Source organism: Rhodonellum psychrophilum GCM71 = DSM 17998 (assembly GCF_000381545.1).
Lineage (GTDB): Bacteria > Bacteroidota > Bacteroidia > Cytophagales > Cyclobacteriaceae > Rhodonellum > Rhodonellum psychrophilum.
Window position 1 is genome coordinate 266,828 of record NZ_KB906673.1, and the last position, 21,384, is coordinate 288,211.

Annotated in this window: 22 protein-coding genes and 2 tRNA genes; 12 read left to right on the forward strand and 12 right to left on the reverse strand. The window is 42.4% G+C overall.

Annotated elements, in window-relative coordinates; all coding sequences use genetic code 11:
* Positions 1-10: 10 nt before the first annotated feature.
* The 5 genes from F824_RS0101355 to F824_RS0101380 all read right to left on the reverse strand — a co-directional run bounded on the left by F824_RS0101355 (position 11) and on the right by F824_RS0101380 (position 4,286).
* Positions 11-1,498, reverse strand: coding sequence for a phytoene desaturase family protein (locus F824_RS0101355; protein ID WP_019596045.1), 1,488 nt, complete (start codon positions 1,496-1,498; stop codon positions 11-13).
* Positions 1,499-1,502: 4 nt separating this feature from the next.
* Positions 1,503-2,015, reverse strand: coding sequence for an RNA polymerase sigma factor (locus F824_RS0101360; protein ID WP_026333427.1), 513 nt, complete (start codon positions 2,013-2,015; stop codon positions 1,503-1,505).
* A gap of 212 nt (positions 2,016-2,227) precedes the next feature.
* Complete coding sequence (locus F824_RS0101370) at positions 2,228-3,124, reverse strand: MerR family transcriptional regulator (RefSeq protein WP_019596048.1); 897 nt, start codon at positions 3,122-3,124, stop codon at positions 2,228-2,230.
* Between the two features lie 5 nt (positions 3,125-3,129).
* On the reverse strand, positions 3,130-3,573 hold the full coding sequence (locus tag F824_RS0101375) for a sterol desaturase family protein (RefSeq protein ID WP_019596049.1): 444 nt from the start codon (positions 3,571-3,573) through the stop codon (positions 3,130-3,132).
* Between the two features lie 41 nt (positions 3,574-3,614).
* Complete coding sequence (locus F824_RS0101380; RefSeq protein WP_019596050.1) at positions 3,615-4,286, reverse strand: carotenoid biosynthesis protein; 672 nt, start codon at positions 4,284-4,286, stop codon at positions 3,615-3,617.
* A gap of 121 nt (positions 4,287-4,407) precedes the next feature.
* On the opposite strand from F824_RS0101380, the gene F824_RS0101385 reads away from it, so the two are divergent.
* The 3 genes from F824_RS0101385 to F824_RS0101395 are packed head-to-tail and all read left to right on the forward strand — an operon-like array spanning position 4,408 to position 5,788.
* Complete coding sequence (locus tag F824_RS0101385; RefSeq protein WP_019596051.1) at positions 4,408-4,713, forward strand: DUF4286 family protein; 306 nt, start codon at positions 4,408-4,410, stop codon at positions 4,711-4,713.
* Positions 4,714-5,181 carry a TspO/MBR family protein gene (locus tag F824_RS0101390; protein WP_019596052.1) on the forward strand — a complete coding sequence of 156 codons (468 nt, stop codon included), beginning with the start codon at positions 4,714-4,716 and terminating at the stop codon, positions 5,179-5,181.
* A 10-nt stretch (positions 5,182-5,191) separates the two neighbouring features.
* Entirely contained in the window at positions 5,192-5,788 is a 597-nt protein-coding gene (locus F824_RS0101395) for a DNA-3-methyladenine glycosylase I (RefSeq protein WP_019596053.1), read from the forward strand.
* 139 nt (positions 5,789-5,927) lie between these two features.
* On the opposite strand, the gene F824_RS0101400 is transcribed toward F824_RS0101395, so the two are convergent.
* Positions 5,928-6,674, reverse strand: coding sequence for a hypothetical protein (locus F824_RS0101400; protein ID WP_019596054.1), 747 nt, complete (start codon positions 6,672-6,674; stop codon positions 5,928-5,930).
* A 51-nt stretch (positions 6,675-6,725) separates the two neighbouring features.
* Between F824_RS0101400 and F824_RS0101405 the strand changes: the two genes are divergently transcribed.
* Positions 6,726-7,046 carry a Rieske (2Fe-2S) protein gene (locus F824_RS0101405; RefSeq protein ID WP_019596055.1) on the forward strand — a complete coding sequence of 107 codons (321 nt, stop codon included), beginning with the start codon at positions 6,726-6,728 and terminating at the stop codon, positions 7,044-7,046.
* Positions 7,047-7,050: 4 nt separating this feature from the next.
* On the opposite strand, the gene F824_RS0101410 is transcribed toward F824_RS0101405, so the two are convergent.
* Positions 7,051-7,386 carry a tRNA-binding protein gene (locus F824_RS0101410; RefSeq protein WP_019596056.1) on the reverse strand — a complete coding sequence of 112 codons (336 nt, stop codon included), beginning with the start codon at positions 7,384-7,386 and terminating at the stop codon, positions 7,051-7,053.
* Between the two features lie 77 nt (positions 7,387-7,463).
* Between F824_RS0101410 and F824_RS25430 the strand changes: the two genes are divergently transcribed.
* Positions 7,464-7,835 carry a hypothetical protein gene (locus F824_RS25430; RefSeq protein WP_081624966.1) on the forward strand — a complete coding sequence of 124 codons (372 nt, stop codon included), beginning with the start codon at positions 7,464-7,466 and terminating at the stop codon, positions 7,833-7,835.
* 79 nt (positions 7,836-7,914) lie between these two features.
* On the opposite strand, the gene F824_RS0101420 is transcribed toward F824_RS25430, so the two are convergent.
* Positions 7,915-8,457, reverse strand: coding sequence for an RNA methyltransferase (locus tag F824_RS0101420; RefSeq protein WP_019596058.1), 543 nt, complete (start codon positions 8,455-8,457; stop codon positions 7,915-7,917).
* Between the two features lie 86 nt (positions 8,458-8,543).
* On the opposite strand from F824_RS0101420, the gene mutS reads away from it, so the two are divergent.
* From mutS to F824_RS0101445, 5 genes are all read left to right on the forward strand, one after another.
* Complete coding sequence (gene mutS / locus F824_RS0101425; protein ID WP_019596059.1) at positions 8,544-11,156, forward strand: DNA mismatch repair protein MutS; 2,613 nt, start codon at positions 8,544-8,546, stop codon at positions 11,154-11,156.
* A gap of 67 nt (positions 11,157-11,223) precedes the next feature.
* Positions 11,224-12,027, forward strand: a complete 804-nt coding sequence (locus F824_RS0101430; RefSeq protein ID WP_019596060.1) for a LuxR C-terminal-related transcriptional regulator — start codon at positions 11,224-11,226, stop codon at positions 12,025-12,027.
* Positions 12,028-12,171: 144 nt separating this feature from the next.
* Positions 12,172-12,247: transfer RNA gene (locus F824_RS0101435), tRNA-Gly, on the forward strand.
* Positions 12,248-12,315: 68 nt separating this feature from the next.
* A tRNA-Leu gene (locus tag F824_RS0101440) sits at positions 12,316-12,399 on the forward strand.
* 137 nt (positions 12,400-12,536) lie between these two features.
* Positions 12,537-12,950, forward strand: coding sequence for a VOC family protein (locus F824_RS0101445; protein ID WP_026333428.1), 414 nt, complete (start codon positions 12,537-12,539; stop codon positions 12,948-12,950).
* A gap of 161 nt (positions 12,951-13,111) precedes the next feature.
* Here F824_RS0101445 and F824_RS0101450 read toward each other — a convergent pair whose 3' ends face one another.
* The 4 genes from F824_RS0101450 to F824_RS0101465 all read right to left on the reverse strand — a co-directional run bounded on the left by F824_RS0101450 (position 13,112) and on the right by F824_RS0101465 (position 16,884).
* Positions 13,112-14,191 carry a fatty acid desaturase family protein gene (locus F824_RS0101450; RefSeq protein WP_019596063.1) on the reverse strand — a complete coding sequence of 360 codons (1,080 nt, stop codon included), beginning with the start codon at positions 14,189-14,191 and terminating at the stop codon, positions 13,112-13,114.
* Positions 14,192-14,558: 367 nt separating this feature from the next.
* A complete protein-coding gene (locus F824_RS0101455) occupies positions 14,559-15,032 on the reverse strand; it encodes a pyrophosphohydrolase domain-containing protein (RefSeq protein WP_019596064.1) in 474 nt (157 codons plus the stop codon).
* 91 nt (positions 15,033-15,123) lie between these two features.
* A complete protein-coding gene (locus F824_RS0101460) occupies positions 15,124-15,888 on the reverse strand; it encodes a hypothetical protein (protein ID WP_019596065.1) in 765 nt (254 codons plus the stop codon).
* Positions 15,889-16,116: 228 nt separating this feature from the next.
* Positions 16,117-16,884: a superoxide dismutase gene (locus tag F824_RS0101465; RefSeq protein ID WP_019596066.1), complete on the reverse strand. Its 768-nt coding sequence runs from the start codon at positions 16,882-16,884 to the stop codon at positions 16,117-16,119.
* Positions 16,885-17,095: 211 nt separating this feature from the next.
* Here F824_RS0101465 and dapF point away from each other — a divergent pair, with 211 nt between their 5' ends.
* Positions 17,096-17,869 (forward strand): diaminopimelate epimerase, encoded by a 774-nt coding sequence (dapF, locus tag F824_RS0101470; protein WP_026333429.1) that lies wholly within the window; start codon positions 17,096-17,098, stop codon positions 17,867-17,869.
* A gap of 125 nt (positions 17,870-17,994) precedes the next feature.
* Positions 17,995-21,381 carry a preprotein translocase subunit SecA gene (secA, locus tag F824_RS0101475; RefSeq protein ID WP_019596068.1) on the forward strand — a complete coding sequence of 1,129 codons (3,387 nt, stop codon included), beginning with the start codon at positions 17,995-17,997 and terminating at the stop codon, positions 21,379-21,381.
* The last annotated feature ends 3 nt before the right edge of the window (positions 21,382-21,384 follow it).

The following is a 21,384-nucleotide window of genomic DNA, read 5'->3' on the forward strand; positions in this document are numbered from 1 at the left end:
TAATATACCTTTATTTTTGTAAACTATATTCTTTTATTACCTCTTTGGCCACTACGTGTCCCGAAATCAAGGAAGGAGGAACTCCTGGGCCGGGAACGGTAAGCTGACCTGTATAATACAAATTTTTGACTTTTTTGTTTTTAAGAGAGGGCTTCAAAAAAGCAGTTTGCCACAAAGTATTGGCCAGACCATAGGCATTTCCCTTGAAGGCATTGTAATCTGCCTTAAAATCGGATAGTGCGTAGGAGCGTTTGTAAATGATATGGCTTCTGATTTCCTGACCGGTAAGTTTTTCCAATCGATCCATAATCATGTTGAAGTATTTTTCTCTTAATTCCTCCGTATCCACTAGGTCGGGTGCCAAAGGAATCAAAAGAAAAAGGTTTTCCTTTCCATCCGGCGCTACCGAAGGGTCTGTAACCGAAGGGGCCGAAACATAGAACAAAGGTTTTTCGGGCCACCTTGGATTTTTATAAATCGCGTCTGCGTGGGGTCCAAGCGGCTCATCGAAAAATAAATTGTGGTGAAGGAGATTTTCCAGTTTTTTATCTATTCCGAGGTAAAACAAAAGACTGGAAGGCGCCATCACTCTACTGTCCCAATATTTAGGACTGTAATTTCTCAATTCAGGAGCCAAAAGCATCGTGTCCACGTGGTGGTAATCAGCTCCTGCAATAATGATGTCTGCTTCTATTTTTTCACCCGAAGAAAGCGTCAAGCTTTCCGCTTTTCCATTGGTCACGTTGATTTTAGAAACGGCACAATCGTATCTGATTTGGACTCCTTTTTCTTCCGCTAAAGTGACCATTCCTTCGATGATTTTGTGCATTCCTCCCATGGGATACCATGTTCCCAGAGAAATGTCCGCATAATTCATCAGGCTGTACAATGCAGGGATGTTTTCAGCGGTTTCTCCCAAAAAGAGAACGGGAAATTCCATCAACCGAAGTATTTTTTCTGCCTTGAAAAATTCACGGACATGTTTGGACATGGATTGGAAGATATTCAAGTGGACCATGTCCAGAAGCAGACGGGGACTAACAAACTCCAGAATGGACCTGCTGGGCCTGTATACCAAGTTTTGGATACCCACCTTGTATTTATAAGCTCCTTGTTTTAGAAATTCGTCAAGTTTCGGTCCTACACCAGGCTCCATTTTTTCCATCAGATTTCTAAATTCCGTGGGGTTGGCTGGTATGTTCACAAAATCGTCTTGTCCAAAAATCACTGCATAGGAAGGATCAAGGCGCACGAGGTTGTAATAATCAGCAGTCTTCTTGCCAAAATGTGCAAAGTAAGTATCGAAAACATCTGGCATCCAATACCAACTCGGCCCCATATCAAAAACGAAACCCTCGGTTTCGAACTTTCTTGCTCGTCCACCGGGGGTGTCATTTTTTTCCAAAAGTGTGACCTGATATCCTTGGTCAGCAAGGTGTGTTGCGGCCGATAAACCTGCAAATCCAGCACCAATGACGACCACCCTTTTATTCAACATGAATTTAGTTTTTATGTTTGTAAACGTGAAGTTGGTCTTTCAAAATCTTACGGGCAATATGAATTCTATTTTTTACAGTTCCAATTGGAATGTCCAATTTGTCAGCAATTTCATGGTATTTAAAACCTCTGTAATGCATCATAAACGGAGTCTTATACACATCATCCAATTGGTCGATCGCATTGGTGATATCGTCCATCGTAAAATCTCCGTAGGCGTCGTTTTCAACCAAAGCTCCACCGGAATTGATGTAATGAAGATTGTCCGTGGTGTCCACAAAAGTACCTCTTCTAACCATACGCTGATAGTTGGTGATGAAAGTATTTTTCATGATCGTATATAACCATGCCTTTAGGTTCGTACCGTCCGCAAACTTGTCTTTGTTTGTGAAGGCTTTTACCATCGTATCCTGTAAGAGATCATTGGCATCATCCATGTCTCTAGTCAATTTCAACGCAAAAGGCTTTAATGAACTAGAGAGTTTATTCAATGAGTAGCTAAATTCTAAAGTAGTCATGGCTTTGTGTTTTTGTTGAAACAAATATAGAACATATTAAACAAAGTGCAATAGTTTTGTCTAATATTTTTTTATGTTTCTTAAACAAAATATAGACACCCAAAATTTTAGGATCCGTTTTAAACCAGAAAAGGCACTATTCAATAAAAAAAGACATAAAAAAAGTGAAAAATAAATTTTCACCTTGTTTAACAAAAATGTGTTTTTGTAAACTATTTCTCTTGCTTCACCTCTTCTATCTCAGCCAGGTATTCCAAAATGCTTCGGATATAGTTCATGACCTTGACATTTTTTGGGAATTTCAAGTCTTGGCCGACCACTTGGTATCCCGTCAAAAGGATTTTGGATTGACTGAACCTTTCCGAAAGCAAATCGATGTATTCCTGGATATTTTCCGAACTGGGGGATGTCGTGATCACCGTCATTAGATAATCCGGTTGGTGCAATCGGTATACGGTCAACAGATCTTCATTGGGCGTGTTTTGCCCAAGATAGATGACTTTGTGGCCCCTCAGCTTGATTAGATACGCGGCAAATAAAAGAGAGATTTCGTGCAGCTCGGCCTCCGGGAGAAAAAGCAGAAATTTTTTGCCCCCACTTTTATAGATTTGGCCATCGATGGCCACAATCAGTTTTTGTCTGATGAGATTGCTGATAAAGTGCTCTTGGGCAGGGTTGATCGCGCCGGTTTGCCACAGTACCCCAATCTTGGACATAAAGGGATAGATGATATTGAGCATCGTCTGCTCAAAGCCAATTTTAATGATGTTGGTGGAAAGAACTTTGTCAAATCGCTCCTCATCCATCTCAATCATGCAGATGGTCAAGGCATGTATCTGATCATCATGGGTCAGTGAGCGCTCGGTGAGTTGAATGACATTTTGCCTGATTTCGGCCTCTGACATCACGGCAATCTTACTGATCTTGAAACCATTGTCATTGAGAAGGGCAACATTGAGTATCAATTTCAGATCATCATCATCATAGTACCTAATGTTCGTTTCTGTCCGCTTTGGGCTGAGCAGATTGTGTCTTTGTTCCCAAATTCTGAGGGTATGGGCTTTGATGCCTGACAACTGTTCCAGATCTTTTATTGAATAAGTGCTCACGTCATTTAATTTTTAAAGTATTTTTTAGGAACGATGAACAAACCAAAAGAAACAGCATCGTTCTTTTTGTTGGTAGCATGATGCGCTTGATGGGCTTTAAATATGCCCTTAATGAATTTGTTCTTTGGCTTATTGAGCCATTTCAACCTTCGGTGGATCAGGATGTCGTGGAGAAAGAAGTAGCTGATTCCATAGAGACTGATCCCCACTCCGATCCAAAACCTGAAATCCAAGCCCTCCGCTCCGATAATGATCAAGGCGATGGCGATGCTGCCAAACAAGAGGGAAAATAAATCATTCAATTCAAAGAAGGATTTGGATGCTTGATGGTGGGTTTTGTGAACATTCCACAAAGGCCCATGCATGATGTATTTGTGAATGAACCATCCGGAAAATTCCATGGCTGCAAAACCAAGAAGAACAAATATGATCGCGTTCATAAAATTCATAACACTTTAGTAATTACAATGTTTAAAGGATTTTTTCTACCTCAACTGAGTACGACATTCAGGATCCCAAAAAAGACAATCAGATTGAGCAACAAAAACAAAGCTAGGGGGTTTTTTTTCCTAAACTCAAGTTTTCCATAGATCAATTGAATGACAAGAGCCACTATAAACCAACTGGTATAATTGGACAAAGGGATTTGGCCGCCTTCCCAGGCCCAAAAATCCAGGGACACTGCGACTGGCTCAATCAGAAAGTCCATGATTACCATGACCAATGCTCCCAGAATGGCGGCTACCAACCAGTTGCGGATTCTTCCCTCAAAAATCTCAGCGCTCAGGTATACAAGGAGAAACCAATTTACCCCAATCATCAGAGGGACCTCAAAAACCTTAACTCCCAAAACCGAACCATAGGAATAACCCCCAAAAAGCAATTGTGTATGGACGCCAATGACTTCGGCCCCGAAACCTATTCCAAAAGCCAAGAGGGAAAAAATCAGGAAATTTACATTCCATCCTTTGTGGAATACCAGCAATAAACCCGTACACAGCAAAAGGTGAAATGGGGTTAGCAGCTGGAAATAAGGCCTGATGGAAGGAATCGACATCCCGACAATCCCCACGATGTGAAAGACAAGGATGATGAGTTTGAAAATATTGATCCTGTCCAATTGGTGGTTTTTGGTTGTTTCTTCCGCAGTGATTCTCTCCATTATTTTTCTAATTTCATCCTTTGGGTGATCGCAATTAATTGTTCGTGGCGTTTTTTTAACCCGACAAAACTATATTTGTTATTCTTTCGGGCCACAAAAATAAAGATAAAACCCAATAACAATGATATTATACAATATAACAGTCAACATTGAAAAGCAAGTTGAGCAGGAATGGATCCTATGGATGAAGGAGGTGCATATTCCGGACGTTTTGGCTACGGGTATTTTCCATGAAAATAAATTTTACAAATTGTTGCATGAGACAGATGATGGCACGGTCAACTATTCCATTCAATACTTCACCGACAGCATGGAAAAAATAAGTGAGTACAATTCGACATACGCCCCAAAGCTTCAGTCAGATTTCAAAGCCAAATTCGAAGATAAATATGTTGTTTTTAGATCATTGTTAGAGATCGTAAAATAAATGAACAACACACTCAAATTGGTGATTTCGATCGTTGTTCCACAATTGTTTGGTGGATTGGGCGCGCTAGTTACGGTTGCCTCTATTGGGAGCTGGTACCAAAGCATAGAAAAACCTTTTTTCACTCCGCCTTCATGGGTTTTTGGACCGGCGTGGACGCTTTTGTACCTGATGATGGGGCTTGCGGTTTATCTGATTTGGAAATCGCAGCACCCCTTTAAAAAACAGGCTCTGGTGGTTTTTATCGCACAGCTTGTTTTGAATGCCATTTGGTCTCCCGCGTTCTTCGGGCTGGAATCCCCGATACTGGGTTTGGTGATCATCATTCCGCTTTGGGTTTTGATCCTGATCTGCATCAGGCTTTTCTTTCCGATCAATAGAATTGCAGCATATTTGATGATTCCTTATATCCTTTGGGTAAGCTTTGCCATGTTGTTGAATGCGAGTATTTGGTATTTGAACCTTTGATGCAAACAAAATGAACAGACCACAAGATCCGGAAAAGCACAGGTGTCCCTGGTGTCTCGGCTTTGAGCAATACATCCAATACCATGACGAAGAATGGGGCGTACCTGTTTATGAGGACAGCATCCATTTCGAATTCTTGATTCTGGAAAGTGCCCAAGCAGGATTGAGCTGGGCGACAATTCTCAAAAAAAGGGAGGGATACAGAAATGCTTTTGCCGATTTTGATTACAAAATTGTTGCGGAATTTCCAGACGGTTACGTGCAGGAATTGCTGCAAAATCCCGGCATCATCCGAAATGTCCTGAAAATCAAAGCTGCCATCAACAATGCAAAAAGGTTTATGGAAATCCAATCCGAATTTGGAAGCTTCTCCAATTATATTTGGGATTTTGTTGATGGCCAACCCATTCAAAGGAAGTTGACGAAACTACAAGAAGTGGTCGCCACCATTCCCGAATCCGACCGCTTGGCCAAGGACCTAAAAAAAAGAGGTTTCAAATTTTTGGGAAGCACGACTATTTATGCACACATGCAGGCCACGGGTTTGGTCAATGACCATTTTGTGGATTGTTTCCGCCATGAAGAAGTGAAGTTGCTCCAGAAATAACTTGGCCCTTTTTTATTTTATTTAGCTGAATCAAACGAAGTTTTGGAATTCCTCAATGAATTACAAAAGCTGAAAAAAGATTGAAGGTGCCATTCCCCCAAGGTTTAGGTTTTGAGGGAATGGCGCTTTTTGCTTCAGGTTATTGCTTTGGTTTCTTATAACCGTCCCTGTATCTGGTCCAGATTTCATAAATGGGGTTTCCGGTGGAACTCACGCCACTATGGTGCCATTCACCTTCGTTCACTTCAAAATCAAAACCCAAGGTGGCCCCAACACGACTGTCGTCCCTTGAGAAAAAAGCGATGTTTTCGACATATTTGCCGTTTTCTGCCGTATAATTTCCGCCACCAGTCCCCATAAACTCCTTGGTTTCGGAATTGAATGCCACCCATTGGAAATGCCCTCCACTGAGGATTTTGATAGTCCTTCGTGCTCCAGGTGTGCTTCTGCTGATTTCTCCATCTCTTTTTCTTCCCGTCATCACCCAGTTTCCGGTGAGATCATTTTTTTGATCACTGATTTTTTTCCAAATTTCCACCCGGGATTTGCCCTCGATTTCAGCAGAAATCACAAGCTTTCCATCTACCAAGTCAAGCGAATAATCAGCCACTTGCCCCACCATTTCGGGTGTTTCGGTATTGAAATCGAATTTTTCCGTGTAGTAATTGTCCTTAAGGATGTATTCTCCTCCGCCTGCACTGATAAATTTATCCCCATCCAGCTCTTTTGCTCCGAATGAAAAATAACCATCTTGGTAAATTTTTACGATTTCCCTATCGGTTACCGGCTTTCCATTTTGATGGGTCATTTTCCATGATCCCTCCAGATGCTGTGCGGTCAGGGTTGCCACAAAAAACAAAAGGGGAAGTATCATCATTTTTTTCATGTTCTGGTTATATTTGGTTGAGTCTACTAAAGTACATTTTTAAATTCTGTTATGAAAACATTTACGCTGGGGCAAAGTAGGGAACAGGTGATGGCACTCATCCCGGATAGAGGGATTAAACTAGTCCAATTAGGCACTGTCAAAATCTGTGTTTCCAGACTTGGAAATGAATTTTTCGCCTTCGAAACGCTGTGTCCCCATCAGAAGACACCTCTTCATCAAGGCCAAGTCACTGGCTTGGCGGAGGTGATTTGTCCTTTGCACCATTTCAGATTTGATCTCCATACGGGACAAGTCCGATCCGGAAATTGTGCAGAACTCAAGGTCTATAAAAATTTACTTTGCGAGGAGGGGCTGCAGATTTTTATCTGATTTTTCAGTGCAATTTTCCCCCGTTGGGAACTGGGATATCCACGGTGGCCAGGACAATTTTACCGGATCCATCATCAAATCCAGTCACCAATATCTCCGACATGAAATCCGCAATTTGCCTCGGCTTGAAATTGCAAACACAGACGACCTGCTTGCCGACCAACTCATCTGTTGTATAATGGTCGGTAATCTGGGCGGAGGATTTTTTGATTCCAAATTCTCCCAAATCCACCCAGAGTTTATAGGCGGGTTTTTTGGTTTTCCCGAAGACTTCTGCTTTGGTGATCGTCCCCACTCTCAACTCAATCTTATAAAAATCAGTGATATCAATCGTTTGCATAGTGTTGTAATTTTTTGTATTTTTGAATCTTAACTTGCTTAAACACAGTGTTGAAAGTACTCAATCCATTAGCCAAAATGACAAAACCAAACAAAATTTCTTTAAATGCCCAAAAAGGAACTTTTCTTGCCGTTGTTTTTTGCATTGTTGCTTCCATGAATGCATTCGCCCAAGTTGAACAAGAAAGAAATATACCTGAGTTGCCAAAAACGATTGATCACTCGGGGAGTTTTGAAAGTCCAGAATCCGGTACAGTAGACCAAAGATCAGATAATTTTTACAGACCAAGCCCTGCAAAAAATAAGCCTCAGGTTTTAAATGCCGCTCCCCAAAGAAAGGAAAATCCAATCTTAAAGCAGGGTGGTGAAAAAGAGAACAGGAAAGAAGGAATGTCCACTTTATCATTCAATTTGTTTCTTTATGTCGTGGACAAATTCAAGGAGGATTAAAGTGGTGAAAAATATTCATTAAATAAAAAGCCAGGCCATCAAGTCTGGCTTTTTTTGTTTGGGAAAAAAGGAAAATTCCTCAATTGCCCTTCAAAACCCCCATTTTGGAGACAAAATCCCAAACAGCTATACCCAAACTGACAGAAATATTAAGAGAATGCTTCGTGCCCAATTGTGGGATCTCGATGATGTGGTCGCAAGCCTGGATCACTTCGTCTTCCACGCCGAAGACCTCATTTCCAAACACGAGTGCATATTTCTCCCCTTTTTCTGGTTTAAATTCATCAAGGGAAAGACTATGCTCTACTTGCTCAAAGGCGCATAGGGTATATCCGGAGGATTTCAGGGTTTCGAGTGCTTCCAGGGTAGTGGGCGCATAGGTCCATTCCATGGATTCGGTGGCGCCCAAGGCGGTTTTTTGGATTTCCCGGTTCGGGGGTGTTCCGGTAATGCCGCAGAGATAGATTTTTTCGATCAAGAAAGCATCTGCAGTCCTAAAAACCGAACCCACATTGTTCAAGCTTCGGACATTGTCCAACACAATCACGAGTGGGCTTTTTTCTATCTTCTTGAATTCTTCCACCGAGAGTCTGTTGAGCTCCTCCATGCTTAATTTTTTCATTGGGTTTTGTTTAGCTTTTTTAATCTTTTAATTTCAGGTGTTAAATCAAATCCAAAATTAACATAAAGATTTAATTTCGAGCGAATATGGCCAAGGAGAAGGATAAAGAAGTGAAGGAAACCCCATTGATGAAGCAATACAATGCCATCAAATCAAAACACCCTGGGGCACTTTTGCTTTTTAGGGTTGGGGATTTCTATGAAACTTTTGGGGAGGACGCCATCAAGGCAAGCAAGGTATTGGACATTGTTCTGACCAAAAGAGCAAATGGTTCTGCCTCGCACATTGAGCTGGCTGGGTTCCCACACCATTCCCTGGACACCTACTTGCCCAAATTGGTGCGTGCCGGCCACAGGGTGGCCATCTGTGACCAACTTGAGGATCCCAAGGAGGCAAAAGGGATTGTCAAAAGAGGGGTCACTGAACTGGTCACTCCGGGCCTGTCCTTCAATGACAATGTCTTGGACAAAAGAAAAAACAACTTCTTGGCATCCATTTATTTTGGCAATGAAATTCTTGGCATCGCTTTTTTGGACCTTTCAACGGGAGAGTTCATGTGTGCCGAAGGTTCCCAATCCTATATTGATAAATTGCTGCAAAGTTTCAGTCCTTCTGAAGTCATCTATTCAAAAGCCGCAAGAAGCAGAGCGGCAGAGGTGCTCAAAGACAATTATTCCACTTTTCATTGCGAAGATTGGGTGTTCCAGTTTGATTATACCTACGAAAAACTAATCAATCATTTCGCCACCCAAAACCTCAAAGGCTTCGGTATCGAAAACTTGGAACATGGAATTGTCGCTGCCGGTGCGGTCCTTTTTTATCTGGAAGAAACGGAGCATCGGCAGGTAAAGCACATTGCATCCATTTCTCGTATTGCAGAGGAGAAATATGTTTGGTTAGACAAATTCACGATCCGAAACCTGGAGCTTGTTTATCCCCAGCAAGAAGGCGGTATTCCGCTGATCCAGATTCTGGACCACAGCATTACGCCAATGGGTTCCAGGATGATGAAAAAATGGATGGTGCTCCCCCTCAAGGAAAAAGAGCCCATCGAAGAGCGGCTGAAGGTAGTGGAGCATTTTTACAATGAAGCGGAAGCTGGAGAGGAAATTCTTGCCCACCTGAAGCACATTGGGGATTTGGAACGGATTATCTCAAAGGTCGCTGTGGGCAGGATCAACCCGCGGGAAATGAATCAGCTCAAAAGGGCTTTGAAAAACACCCTTCCGATCAAAAGCTTGCTCAAGACCGGAAAAAACAATTCACTCCGAAAACTTTCGGATCAGATCAATCCCAGTGAATTTTTGCTTGAAAAAATCCAAAGGGAGCTGCAGGAGGAGGCCCCAATGCTGATCCACCAAGGCGGCATCATCAACGATGGCGTGGATGCAGAGCTGGATGAATACCGTGGATTGGCCAATACGGGAAAGGATTATTTGCTCAAACTCCAACAAAGAGAAATCCAGGCTACCGGAATCACTTCCCTAAAAATCGCCTTCAATAAGGTTTTTGGATATTACCTGGAGGTGACCAACTCCCATAAAGACAAGGTTCCGGAGGAATGGATCAGGAAACAAACCTTGGTCAACGCAGAAAGATACATTACGCCTGAGCTTAAGGAGTATGAGGAAAAGATCTTGAATGCGGAGGAAAGGATGATTGCCATCGAGCAAAGGTATTTTATGGCCCTGATTCAGGATGCTTCTGAATATGTCCCCCAAATCCAGCAGAATGCAAGGATTTTGGCCACGGTGGATTGTCTCCTTTCCTTTGCCCGGGTGGCCCGCAGCAATCAGTATTGCAAGCCAAAAATCGCGGATACCGATTCCCTCGAAATCAAAGACGGCAGGCATCCTGTCATTGAAAAACAGCTACCGATCGGAGAACCCTATGTGCCCAATGACATTTACCTGGACAATGATGCCCAGCAAATCATCATCATCACGGGACCCAACATGGCGGGTAAGTCCGCATTGCTCAGGCAGACGGCCCTCATCGTACTGATGGCCCAGATGGGGAGTTTTGTCCCGGCTTCCTATGCCAGGATCGGCATTATCGACAAGGTATTTACCCGTGTCGGGGCCTCTGACAACCTTTCCCGGGGAGAATCCACGTTTATGGTAGAGATGACCGAAACAGCCAGTATTCTCAACAACCTGTCAGACCGAAGTCTTGTTTTGATGGATGAAATCGGAAGGGGGACGTCTACCTACGACGGCATTTCCATCGCATGGTCCATTGTAGAATTCCTGCACAATCACCCAAAGTTTAGGGCGAAGACTTTGTTTGCCACACATTACCATGAATTGAACCAATTGGCTGATGATTTTCCAAAAGTTAAAAATTACAACGTTTCCGTAAAGGAAGTCGGGAACAAAGTGATCTTCATGCGAAAACTCAAAGAAGGCGGTAGCGAGCACAGTTTTGGTATCCATGTTGCCCAAATGGCCGGAATGCCTAACCATGTCGTTTTAAGAGCGTCGGAAATCATGTTGCACCTGGAAAAAGACAAGGCGATTCACAACCAAAATGAGAAAATAAGGGAAATCCCAAAAAACACCTATCAATTGAGCCTGTTTGAAATGGACCCAAAATTCAAGGAAACAAAAGAAATGTTGGAAAAGATTGACATCAATACCATTTCTCCGATTGAGGCGCTCATAAAACTAAATGAAATAAAGAAAAAATTAGAGAAGTAGGTGGTTTTTTCCATAAATAAAACTTTATATCGTATATTGAGGGGTTACGTTTTTGGAAAAGTTTTTTATGGATCAATTTTTAATAAATAAGTTAAGCACCCAAAATAAGTTTTCAGAAAAATTTATCCAATGGACAGAACAGGATTTTTGTTCATACCAGCAAAATGAATCCAAATTGATGGAGGATTTGGCAATTATCAGTGATAATATCGGGATGAAGGAGGGGTTGATCATTGCTTGCATTGATTATCGGGACCTCAGCATCGCTTTTTGTACGGACAATGTTGGGGATATTATTGGGTATCCGAGTTCGTATTTCAAAAAAAGGGGATTTGAAGGAGTCTTGGACATGATCCATCCAGAGGATCGTGAAATACTGTATAAGTTTCAGGACATCATTTTTGGCGTGCTTTCCAAATTGAATTTTGAAGAAAAAAAAGGCTTTGAGTTTACCTATGTCGTGCGGTGGCTCCATAAAGAAACACAAATAGCCAAATGGTTCTTGACAAAAGTGAAGCCTTATTGGATAGACGATAATGGGAATGTTGTGATGGATTTGCATATTGTAGCCCATCTTACCAGTCCACCGGCTGTCAAGGAATTCGACTGGGGCTATTCCTATACATCCCATGATGGCACCAGAATCGCCTGTTACAAGAACGAGCCGGTGAGCGTTGAGATTCCGTTAACCAAAAAAGAAAAGGAGATTGGATCCCTGATGTTGGAGGGCTTGGATTCCAAAGAGATTGCGGAAAAGCTTTTTATTTCGGTAAATACCGTTTTTACCCATAGGAAAAAGATCATGAAAAAACTGAAAGCCAAAAATACAGGGGATATGATAAAAAAATTAATGGATCAAAGAACCCTTTAAGTGGTTGACGTTCAATTTATGAGCAAATCAAGAAACGAAAATTAAATTTTTTTAAGTTCACAAACTTGTAAATTTAGAATTCTGCTTTACCTTTGTACTCATAATTGATTCAGAAAACGATCTGGATTCGCAATTTAAACAAAAGCGAAAGTAGCTCAGCTGGTAGAGCACGACCTTGCCAAGGTCGGGGTCGCGAGTTCGAATCTCGTCTTTCGCTCCAAAAGCCCTTGAAAGAGGGCTTTGTTGTTTACAACAAAAACCAAGTAGCTCGGAGAAATCCGCAGTGAAGCCGGGATGGTGGAATAGGTAGACACGCAAGACTTAAAATCTTGTGAGAGAAATCTCGTGCGGGTTCGATTCCCGCTCCTGGTACAAAAAGCTTCGCCATTTTGCGAGGCTTTTTGTATTTTAGGGAGCATATTTTTTCACTCTATTTCTCCCCGAAAAAAATTCATTTTCCTCAAAATTCTTTCGTTTTTTTGTAATTTCACCCCCATCGATTGTACAATATGAAAAAAGTAACCGGTATAGGAGGAATCTTTTTCAAGTGTAAGGATCCCCAAAAAATGAAGGAATGGTATGCCGATCATCTCGGCCTCCAAACAGATGCCTATGGGACCAACTTCGAGTGGAGGCAGGCTGAGCACTCGGAAAAAAAAGGATTCACCCAATGGAGCACCTCCTCCGAAAACTCCCAACATTATCATCCTTCTCAAAAGGAATTCATGATCAACTACCGGGTGGAAGACATTACACGCTTGGTGGAGGAACTCAAAAAGGATGGTGTCACGATCTTGGATGAAATCGAGGCGTTTGAGTATGGGAAATTTGTGCATCTCCTGGATCCCGAAGGAAACAAAATCGAACTTTGGGAGCCCAATGATACCGAGTACGACAAAATAGTGGAGGGAAGGACGAAATAGCCTGAATTTGGTTTTTCGGGTTCCCGCTCTTTGGATTGGATTTGGATGGACTACAGTCAATCAAGACAGCCTCATAAAAAAAGAACCTGACATTTGATGCCAGGTTCTTTTTTTATGGGAATACATTATTGTTCGCTTTCTGCCCAGTACTGAAATTCGTTTTAGGCAGCTTGGCCCAATCGCTTTAGGAAATGGTAATGGGATTTTAGCGCTGAATAAAAGGTTTCGTTTTCGTGATAAGGAAGTTGAAATTCATGTGCGGTTTTCTTGACGATTTCAGACATGGCAGGGTAGTGGATGTGGCAGATCTTTGGAAAAAGATGATGCTCCACCTGATAATTCAACCCACCACACAAGAACGTCGCAATTTTGCTTTTCCTTGCAAAGTTTGCAGTGGTTTTGATTTGGTGTTCAGCCCAAGCTTCCTCAATGTTTTCGAACTCCTTAGGATTTGGCATATCGGTATCTTCCACCAAGTGCGCCAGTTGGAAAACAAGTCCTAAAACCAGTCCCATTGCAAAATTCATTGATAAATAGCCAATCAGGTATTGCCACCACGTGATGTCCATAAATACCAAGGGAATCACAATGAACAGGGTGTAATAAAATGCCTTGTAAAAGAAAAGATTGAAGTATTCAATTTTTGGATGCTTGTTCACATGGGCGCCAATTTTCTTTTGAAAGAATTTCACATAGTCCTTTCTGAAAAACCAAGAAATTGAGGCCAAAGAATAGAGGAAAAAGGCATAGATATGTTGATAATTATGAATGCTTTTTTTCTTTTCTTCTGGGGAAACCCTGACCAGACCCGGAGCTACTTCCAAATCTCCATCGTGACCGATGATATTGGTGTAGGTATGGTGCACCTTGTTGTGGGTGATGTTCCAGACATATACATTGGCACCAATGAAGTTGAAGAGAAAACCAAGGGATTTGTTTACCCATGCCTTTTCTGAATACGATCCATGTAATGCATCGTGGCAGATGTTAAAACCAATAAATGCCATTACGAACCCTAGTCCTATCGCAACAAAAAATGTCAGGTAGAGCGGCAAAATATCTGAAATGATCAATGCATAAAATCCAACAAAGAGGACAATGTAGACGGCCGTCTTGAAAACCATAGCGCCGTTTGCTTTCTTGGAAATTTGATTTGATGTGAAGTATTCATCAATCCTGTTTTTTATTGTTACGAAGAAAAGCGAGTTACCTGAATCAATGAATTTAATGGGTTGGCTCATGATACTTATTTTGTTATTGGGGTAAGCGGATATAATTTGTGTAAACTGGATGTCTTTTGGGAAACGCTTTTGAATCGAAATAAATTCAATATTTTTTTTTCAAATACGGAATATTCATTTAATGCACCCTTAATTTTTATTGATGAATGCTTCTTTAACAGGGGTCCATCATAATTTAAACCCCACTTGGGATTACCAAACCAGCACGGATTTGCCCGGACTGTATTGGGATGATTTACAACCTTAAATATCCCAAATTAAAATTATAAATACCATTATAAAAACGAACAAATATAACTATTGAATGGATGTAAAGGTTTTAAGGTTTGACGACTAAGACCCAACATCATTCCTTTGCACCAATTTTTTAGGGGGTTCTTTCAAGAATGCTCTTTAAATCCGCAGGTGAATAATTGATTGACTTCAATGTTTTCCGGTCTTCGGTCCTGAAGACCAAATATAAATTTCCTTCTTTTTCGTGGAAACAATCGACTCCCTTATTTTGATAATGGGATACTGTCGCTTCAGCCTCCTCTAGATTTTCGCAGGCCTTGCTCATATTTGACCTTTGAACCTCGTCAAATAGCGATTTGAAACTGTCGGCCAATCCAAATTCCAATATGGCCCCCGCCAACACATATTGTATGTCGCACAATGCATCGGCGATTTCCACAATATCCTTGTTTTCGATACCCTCCTGCAATTCCCTCAATTCTTCCGCGATCAAGGATACCCTCAATTGGCATCTTTTTTCGTTCGGAATCATCGGTTCGGGTAAAATAGGATGCTTAAAGGTGGTGTGAAAAGCGGCTACTGAAGTCAAGGTGGTTGGATCTTGCATTTTTATTGTTGTTTAATCTGTTTCTAAACCCTAAAAAAACGAAAAAAGCCGGAATTTTCCGGCTTTTTTCGATACTTAAATAACTGTTGGTTTATTTCTTTTTCAAAATCACTGATGACTTCAAATTGCTTTCGATTTTGCTCAAAATAGCAGCATTTCCGTCAGGACTGTTAGGACTGATTTCTATACGTCCATCACCATCTGCATCTACTGCAGTCTTGAAGTCGATTCCTTGAAACAATTTGTCCATGTCAAACATCATGACCAAATCTGTATTTCCATCTACCTCGATGCCCAAAGCACTTTCGGTCAATGCCTTTATTTCCATTTCAGATTCCGTCCAAATCCTGGTTAATTTTCCGTTCACCTCACCAGTCAGCAAAAGTGATTTCTTGAACATCGGATCGTTTTCGTTCGTCCCGGTGTTTTTGAACAGTTTAAAGTTTACCTCCGAATAATTTCCCTTTGAGGTATTTCCTTCACCTACCAAAGTGTATTTTTTATCTCCTTGGGCAACCAAAACCAAAGATTTGGATTCCGCTGTAGAGGCGTGAAGTTTGGTATTCACATTTGACTTAAAAGTGATGTTACCTAGATTTACCCCTGCCACCAAATCGGCTTGAGCTGCATACATCATTTCTACATTCTGGGATCCAACCGTGAATCCGGTGGTTGCGAAACCATTGACAACTGTCCTTCCTTTTGCATCCGAAGCAGATGAAATACTCTGGGCTGAAGCGCTAAGTGTAACTTGGCTCTGTGGCTCAGTGATTACATTTTCGTCGGTCTCAGAAGAACAAGACATGGCCAAGGCTCCTAGGGTAAGCAGTGTAAACAGTTTTTGATAGTTTTTCATAATCTGGATTTTTTTGAATAGTTGGTTTTATAAAGGCCCTCTATGCAATGCCCATGCCATTAGTAGCTTTGTTTTGTGCCTAAATCCATAGCTTAAAGGACAGAAAAGGGGTTTATTTTACCACTTAAAGGAAAGACGGGGCAACTAAAAGAAAAGTCGATTTTTTTTTGGCAAAAAAATAGCGAGGGATAAACCTCGCTATTCAATGTAAAATTGATCTTTTTTAATTTAAACCAAGGCCTCGTACCGTTCGGAAACCAAGTCCCAATTGATGACATTCCACCAATTGCTGATGTAGCCCGCACGATCACTTGTGTAGTTGAGGTAATAGGCATGTTCCCATACATCAATGCCCATCAAAGGGATTCCCTGAAATTCCGAAACATCCATCAAGGGATTGTCTTGGTTAGGGGTAGAGCCAACTGCAAGTTTATTGCTTTTGTCCAGTACCAACCATGCCCAACCGGAACCAAACCTAGTCTTGCCGGCGGTTTCAAATTGTTCCACAAAAGCTTCGAAGCTGCCAAAGCTGCTGTTGATGGCTTCTGCCAAAACCCCTTCAGGTTTTCCTCCTGCATTTGGCTTCATGATTTTCCAATACAATTCGTGATTATAATGTCCACCACCATTGTTGCGCATCTTGGTTGAGTACTTTGAAATGTTCATCAAAACATCTTCCAAAGGTTTTGAGGCATCCACACCTTCCTCCGAAACAGCTTCTCCCAAGTTTTTGGCATAAGCGGCAGCATGTTTGGTATAGTGGATTTCCATGGTCATGGCGTCAATATTTGGCTCCAAGGAGGTGTAGTCATACCCAAGCGGAGTTTGTTCGAACCCCGTACTCAATGTGATTTTTTGTTCCTTCTCGCCGGGACTTCCACAGGCGGCCAAAAAAGAAGAACCTACCATCGTACTGCCAATTCCCAACGCCAAAGTCGCCTTGGAACTTTGCGATATAAATGATCTTCTGGAAACGTGAAAGGGTGTTTTTTTCATTTTTTTGTATTTTGATCCTTTAGAAATTAAATTTTTTCCAATTTTTTTATGAAAACAATTGGCATCAAGTTAAACAATTCGTCCTGAAAATAAAATCAAGTAGCGGACAATACGTCTGATTTTGTGACAAGATGATTATGTTTGTAGAACCAAACAATTACTGGTTTGGTTTTTGAAATATCAATTTGTCCCACAAATGGGAAACCGCATGATGAAAATCTCTTTTTATAAATACCAAGGAACCGGCAACGATTTTGTCATGATCGATGACCGTTCGGAAAGTTTTCCTGATCAGGATCTCTCCTTGGTTGGGCAGCTTTGCGACCGAAGGTTTGGGATAGGGGCAGACGGGCTTATTTTGATCAGAAATAAGGCGGATTTTGACTTCGAGATGATCTATTTCAATGCTGATGGTTCCAAGAGCATGTGTGGAAATGGTGCAAGGTGCGCGGTTGCCTTTTCAAAATTCCTCGGAATAATTGAAAAAAACACGAGCTTTTTAGCCATCGATGGTCCACATCAAGCCACCTTGAACGATGGACTGGTGGAATTGGGAATGTCCCCGGTCAGCAGTCTTGCCAATATGGGGCAGGATTATTTTGTGAATACAGGGTCTCCGCACCATATCCGCTATGTGGAGAATGTGTTGGATTATCCGGTAGTCGAGCAGGGCGGCCTCATCAGATACAGCCAAGCCTATGCCCCAAAAGGCACCAACGTCAATTTTGTAAGTCCAATCGCATCGGATGAGATCCATGTCCGGACCTACGAAAGGGGCGTGGAAGACGAGACACTTTCCTGTGGAACCGGCGTCACGGCATGTGCGTTGGTATTTGGGTATCAAAACGCACTGAATCTGGTCAAAATCAAAACCTTGGGGGGAAACCTCAAAGTAAAATTCACCAAAAGCGCGGATGGGAGTTTTAAAGACATCCTGTTGATCGGTCCTGCGGAACAGGTTTTCTCAGGGGAAATAACCATTTGACCACCGACAGTGGATGGAGGAAAGTGAGAATTCCAATCCTTTTCCTCCCATATCCGATGCGGTTGGATTATCAATTGTAACAAAAAGACTGTAATTTTAAGGCCTTATATACACAAGATTAAAATATGTTAGAATTAATAGCCAAAGGACTGGCAAAAGTATTTGGAACCAAGTCGGCAAGAGATATAAAAGAGTTGTCCCCCAGAGTACCACTCATCAATGAGGCCTTTGAAAAATTAAAAGGCTTGACGGATGATCAATTGAGGGGAAAAACCGCTGAAATCAAAGCAATCATCAATGGGGATCTAAAATCCTTCGATGATAAAATCCTCGAAATAAGGGATAAAATAAATGCATTTGCTCCCGACAAAGTGCATCAAAAAGACGCACTTTTCAACGAAATCGACAAAATCGAAAAGGAAAGGGATGCAGCATTGGAGGTAGTTTTGGACAAAGTCTTGCCCGAAGCCTTCGCTGTGGTGAAGGAAACCGCCCGAAGGTTCAAGGAAAACGGGAAATTGGTGGTCACCGCAAATCTTCGAGACAATGAACTTGCCGCCAAAAAGGCAAATGTGGAAATATCGGGTGAAGAAGCCATTTGGCACAACAAGTGGCTTGCCGCTGGCACGGAAGTCATTTGGGACATGGTCCATTATGACGTTCAGCTGATCGGAGGAATGGTCCTTCACAAAGGCAAAATAGCCGAGATGGCAACCGGTGAAGGAAAAACATTGGTTTCGACCCTACCCGCATACCTCAATGCGCTTGCAGGCCGAGGAGTTCATATCGTTACGGTCAATGATTACCTCGCCAAAAGGGATTCCGAGTGGAATGCCCCGATTTTTGAATTCCATGGTCTGACCGTGGATTGTATCGACAAATATCAGCCCAACTCCGATGCCAGGAAAAAGGCCTATGCCTCCGACATCGTCTATGGAACCAACAATGAGTTTGGTTTCGATTACCTCAGGGACAATATGGCCCGTGAAGCCGGGGATTTGGTGCAGGGGAAACACCATTTTGCCATGATTGATGAGGTCGATTCCGTGTTGATTGATGATGCAAGAACGCCATTGATCATTTCGGGCCCAGTACCGAGAGGTGACGAGCATGAGTTTATGGACATGAAACCAAGGGTCTCTACTTTGGTGGACGAACAGCGAAAGTTGGTTCAGGGCTATTTGACCACAGCCAAAAAACTGATCTCCGAAGGGAATGAAAAAGAAGGCGGATTGCCGCTGTTCAGGGCTTTCAGGGGAATGCCGAAATACAAACCTTTGATTAAATATCTTTCCGAGCCGGGAGTAAGGGTCATCTTGCAAAGGACCGAAAACCATTATCTTCAAGACAACAAGCGGATGATGCCAGAGGCCGATGAGCCGCTTTTGTTTATTATTGAAGAAAAAACCAATACGGTTGAACTGACCGACAACGGTATAGAGGTCATTACCCAGAAAAATGAAAACCCTAGCTTCTTCATCCTTCCGGATATCGGTGTGGAAATCGGCGAAATGGAAAAAAATCCAGATTTGGACGATAGGGAAAAACTGATCAGAAAAGAAGAGCTTATCAAGGATTACAGCATAAAAGCCCAAAGAATCCATACCGTAAACCAATTGCTGAAGGCTTATTGTATGTTTGAGAAAGACACCGAATACATCCTTGTAGATGGAAAAGTGAAAATCGTCGATGAGCAAACAGGCCGTGTAATGGAAGGCAGAAGGTACTCAGATGGCCTTCACCAAGCAATAGAAGCGAAGGAAAACGTGAAAGTGGAAGATGCCACACAAACTTACGCCACGATCACCCTTCAGAATTATTTCAGAATGTACCACAAGCTTGCCGGTATGACCGGTACGGCTGAAACGGAAGCGGGTGAGTTCTGGGAAATCTACAAATTGGATGTAGTGGTGATTCCGACAAACAGACCGATTATCCGTGAAGACCGGGAAGATATGGTGTTCAAAACCGTCCGGGAAAAATTCAATGCGGTGGCGGATGAGATCAAAGTATTGACAGAAGCGGGAAGACCCGTTTTGGTGGGTACCACATCGGTGGAGATTTCCGAAGTACTGAGCAGAATGCTCACCATTAGAAAAATCCAGCACCAGGTATTGAACGCCAAGCAACATGCCCGCGAAGCCGATATCGTGGCCGAAGCTGGTAAATCGGGAACAGTGACCATTGCCACCAACATGGCGGGTAGGGGAACGGATATCAAGTTGAGTCCGGAATCCAAAAAAGCCGGTGGTTTGGCCATCGTCGGAACGGAAAGACACGAATCCCGAAGGGTGGATCGTCAGCTAAGAGGACGTTCAGGTCGTCAGGGAGATGTGGGTTCCACCCAATTTTTTGTGTCCTTGGAAGATAACCTGATGCGCCTTTTCGGTTCGGAAAGAATCGCCAAATTGATGGACAGAATGGGTCTGGAAGAAGGAGAAGTCATCCAACATTCCATGATCACCAAATCCATAGAGCGGGCACAGCGAAAAGTAGAGGAAAACAACTTCGGGGTAAGAAAGCGTTTGTTGGAATACGATGACGTGATGAATTCCCAAAGGGAAGTGGTCTACAGAAGAAGAAAAAATGCGCTCATGGGCGAAAGGCTGGAACTGGATATCCTCAACATTATGTACGACGTCTGCTCAGACATCGTGGATATGGCGAAAACCACTTCAGATATGGACAATCTCAGAATGAATATATTCACATCCCTCGGGATTGATTATAAATTCTCGGAAACCGATATCAAGGTGAAAGATGCGGGTGCCTTGACCCAAGAATTGTTCAATGCCGCCTATAAAAATTATGTGGCCAAAAACGGGATGATCTTAGAAAAAGCGCTTCCTGTCTTGAAAGACGTTCATACCCAAAGAGGGGGAACGGTGAAGGAAATCATGGTTCCTATCACCGATGGGATCAAACAAATCGGCGTGGTGATCAATTTGGGATCTACCATTGAAAACGAGGGAAGGGATCTGATTCGGGCGATAGAAAAAAATGTAACCCTAGCCATTATTGACCAAAACTGGAAAGAGCACCTAAGAGATATGGATGACTTGAAACAGTCTGTCCAAAATGCGGTTTATGAACAGAAGGATCCACTTTTGATCTATAAATTTGAGGCTTTCCAAATGTTCAAGCGTTTCTTGGGCAAGTTGAATGAGGATGTCATTTCTTTCTTGGCAAAAGCCGAGCTTCCAACCCAAGACCCCAACCAAGTAAAGGCAGCACCCGCGCAAGTCAAAAAACCGGTAGAGCCAAAGATTGAAGCTTCAAAGGCAGAGGTCGGAAGTTCGCTCAATCCAGGATCAAGCAGACAAGCCGCTGCTGCAGTGGCCAACAGAAGCGCGGCCCCTCAAGTAGTGGCTCCAAGAAAATCAGAAAAAGCGTATGGCCGAAATGACAAAGTCACTGTCCAATATAAAGACGGAAACCTCAAGAAAGACGTCAAGTATAAAAGCATCGAAGAAGATGTGGCCATGGGGAAATGTGTGATTTTAGAACATTAATCA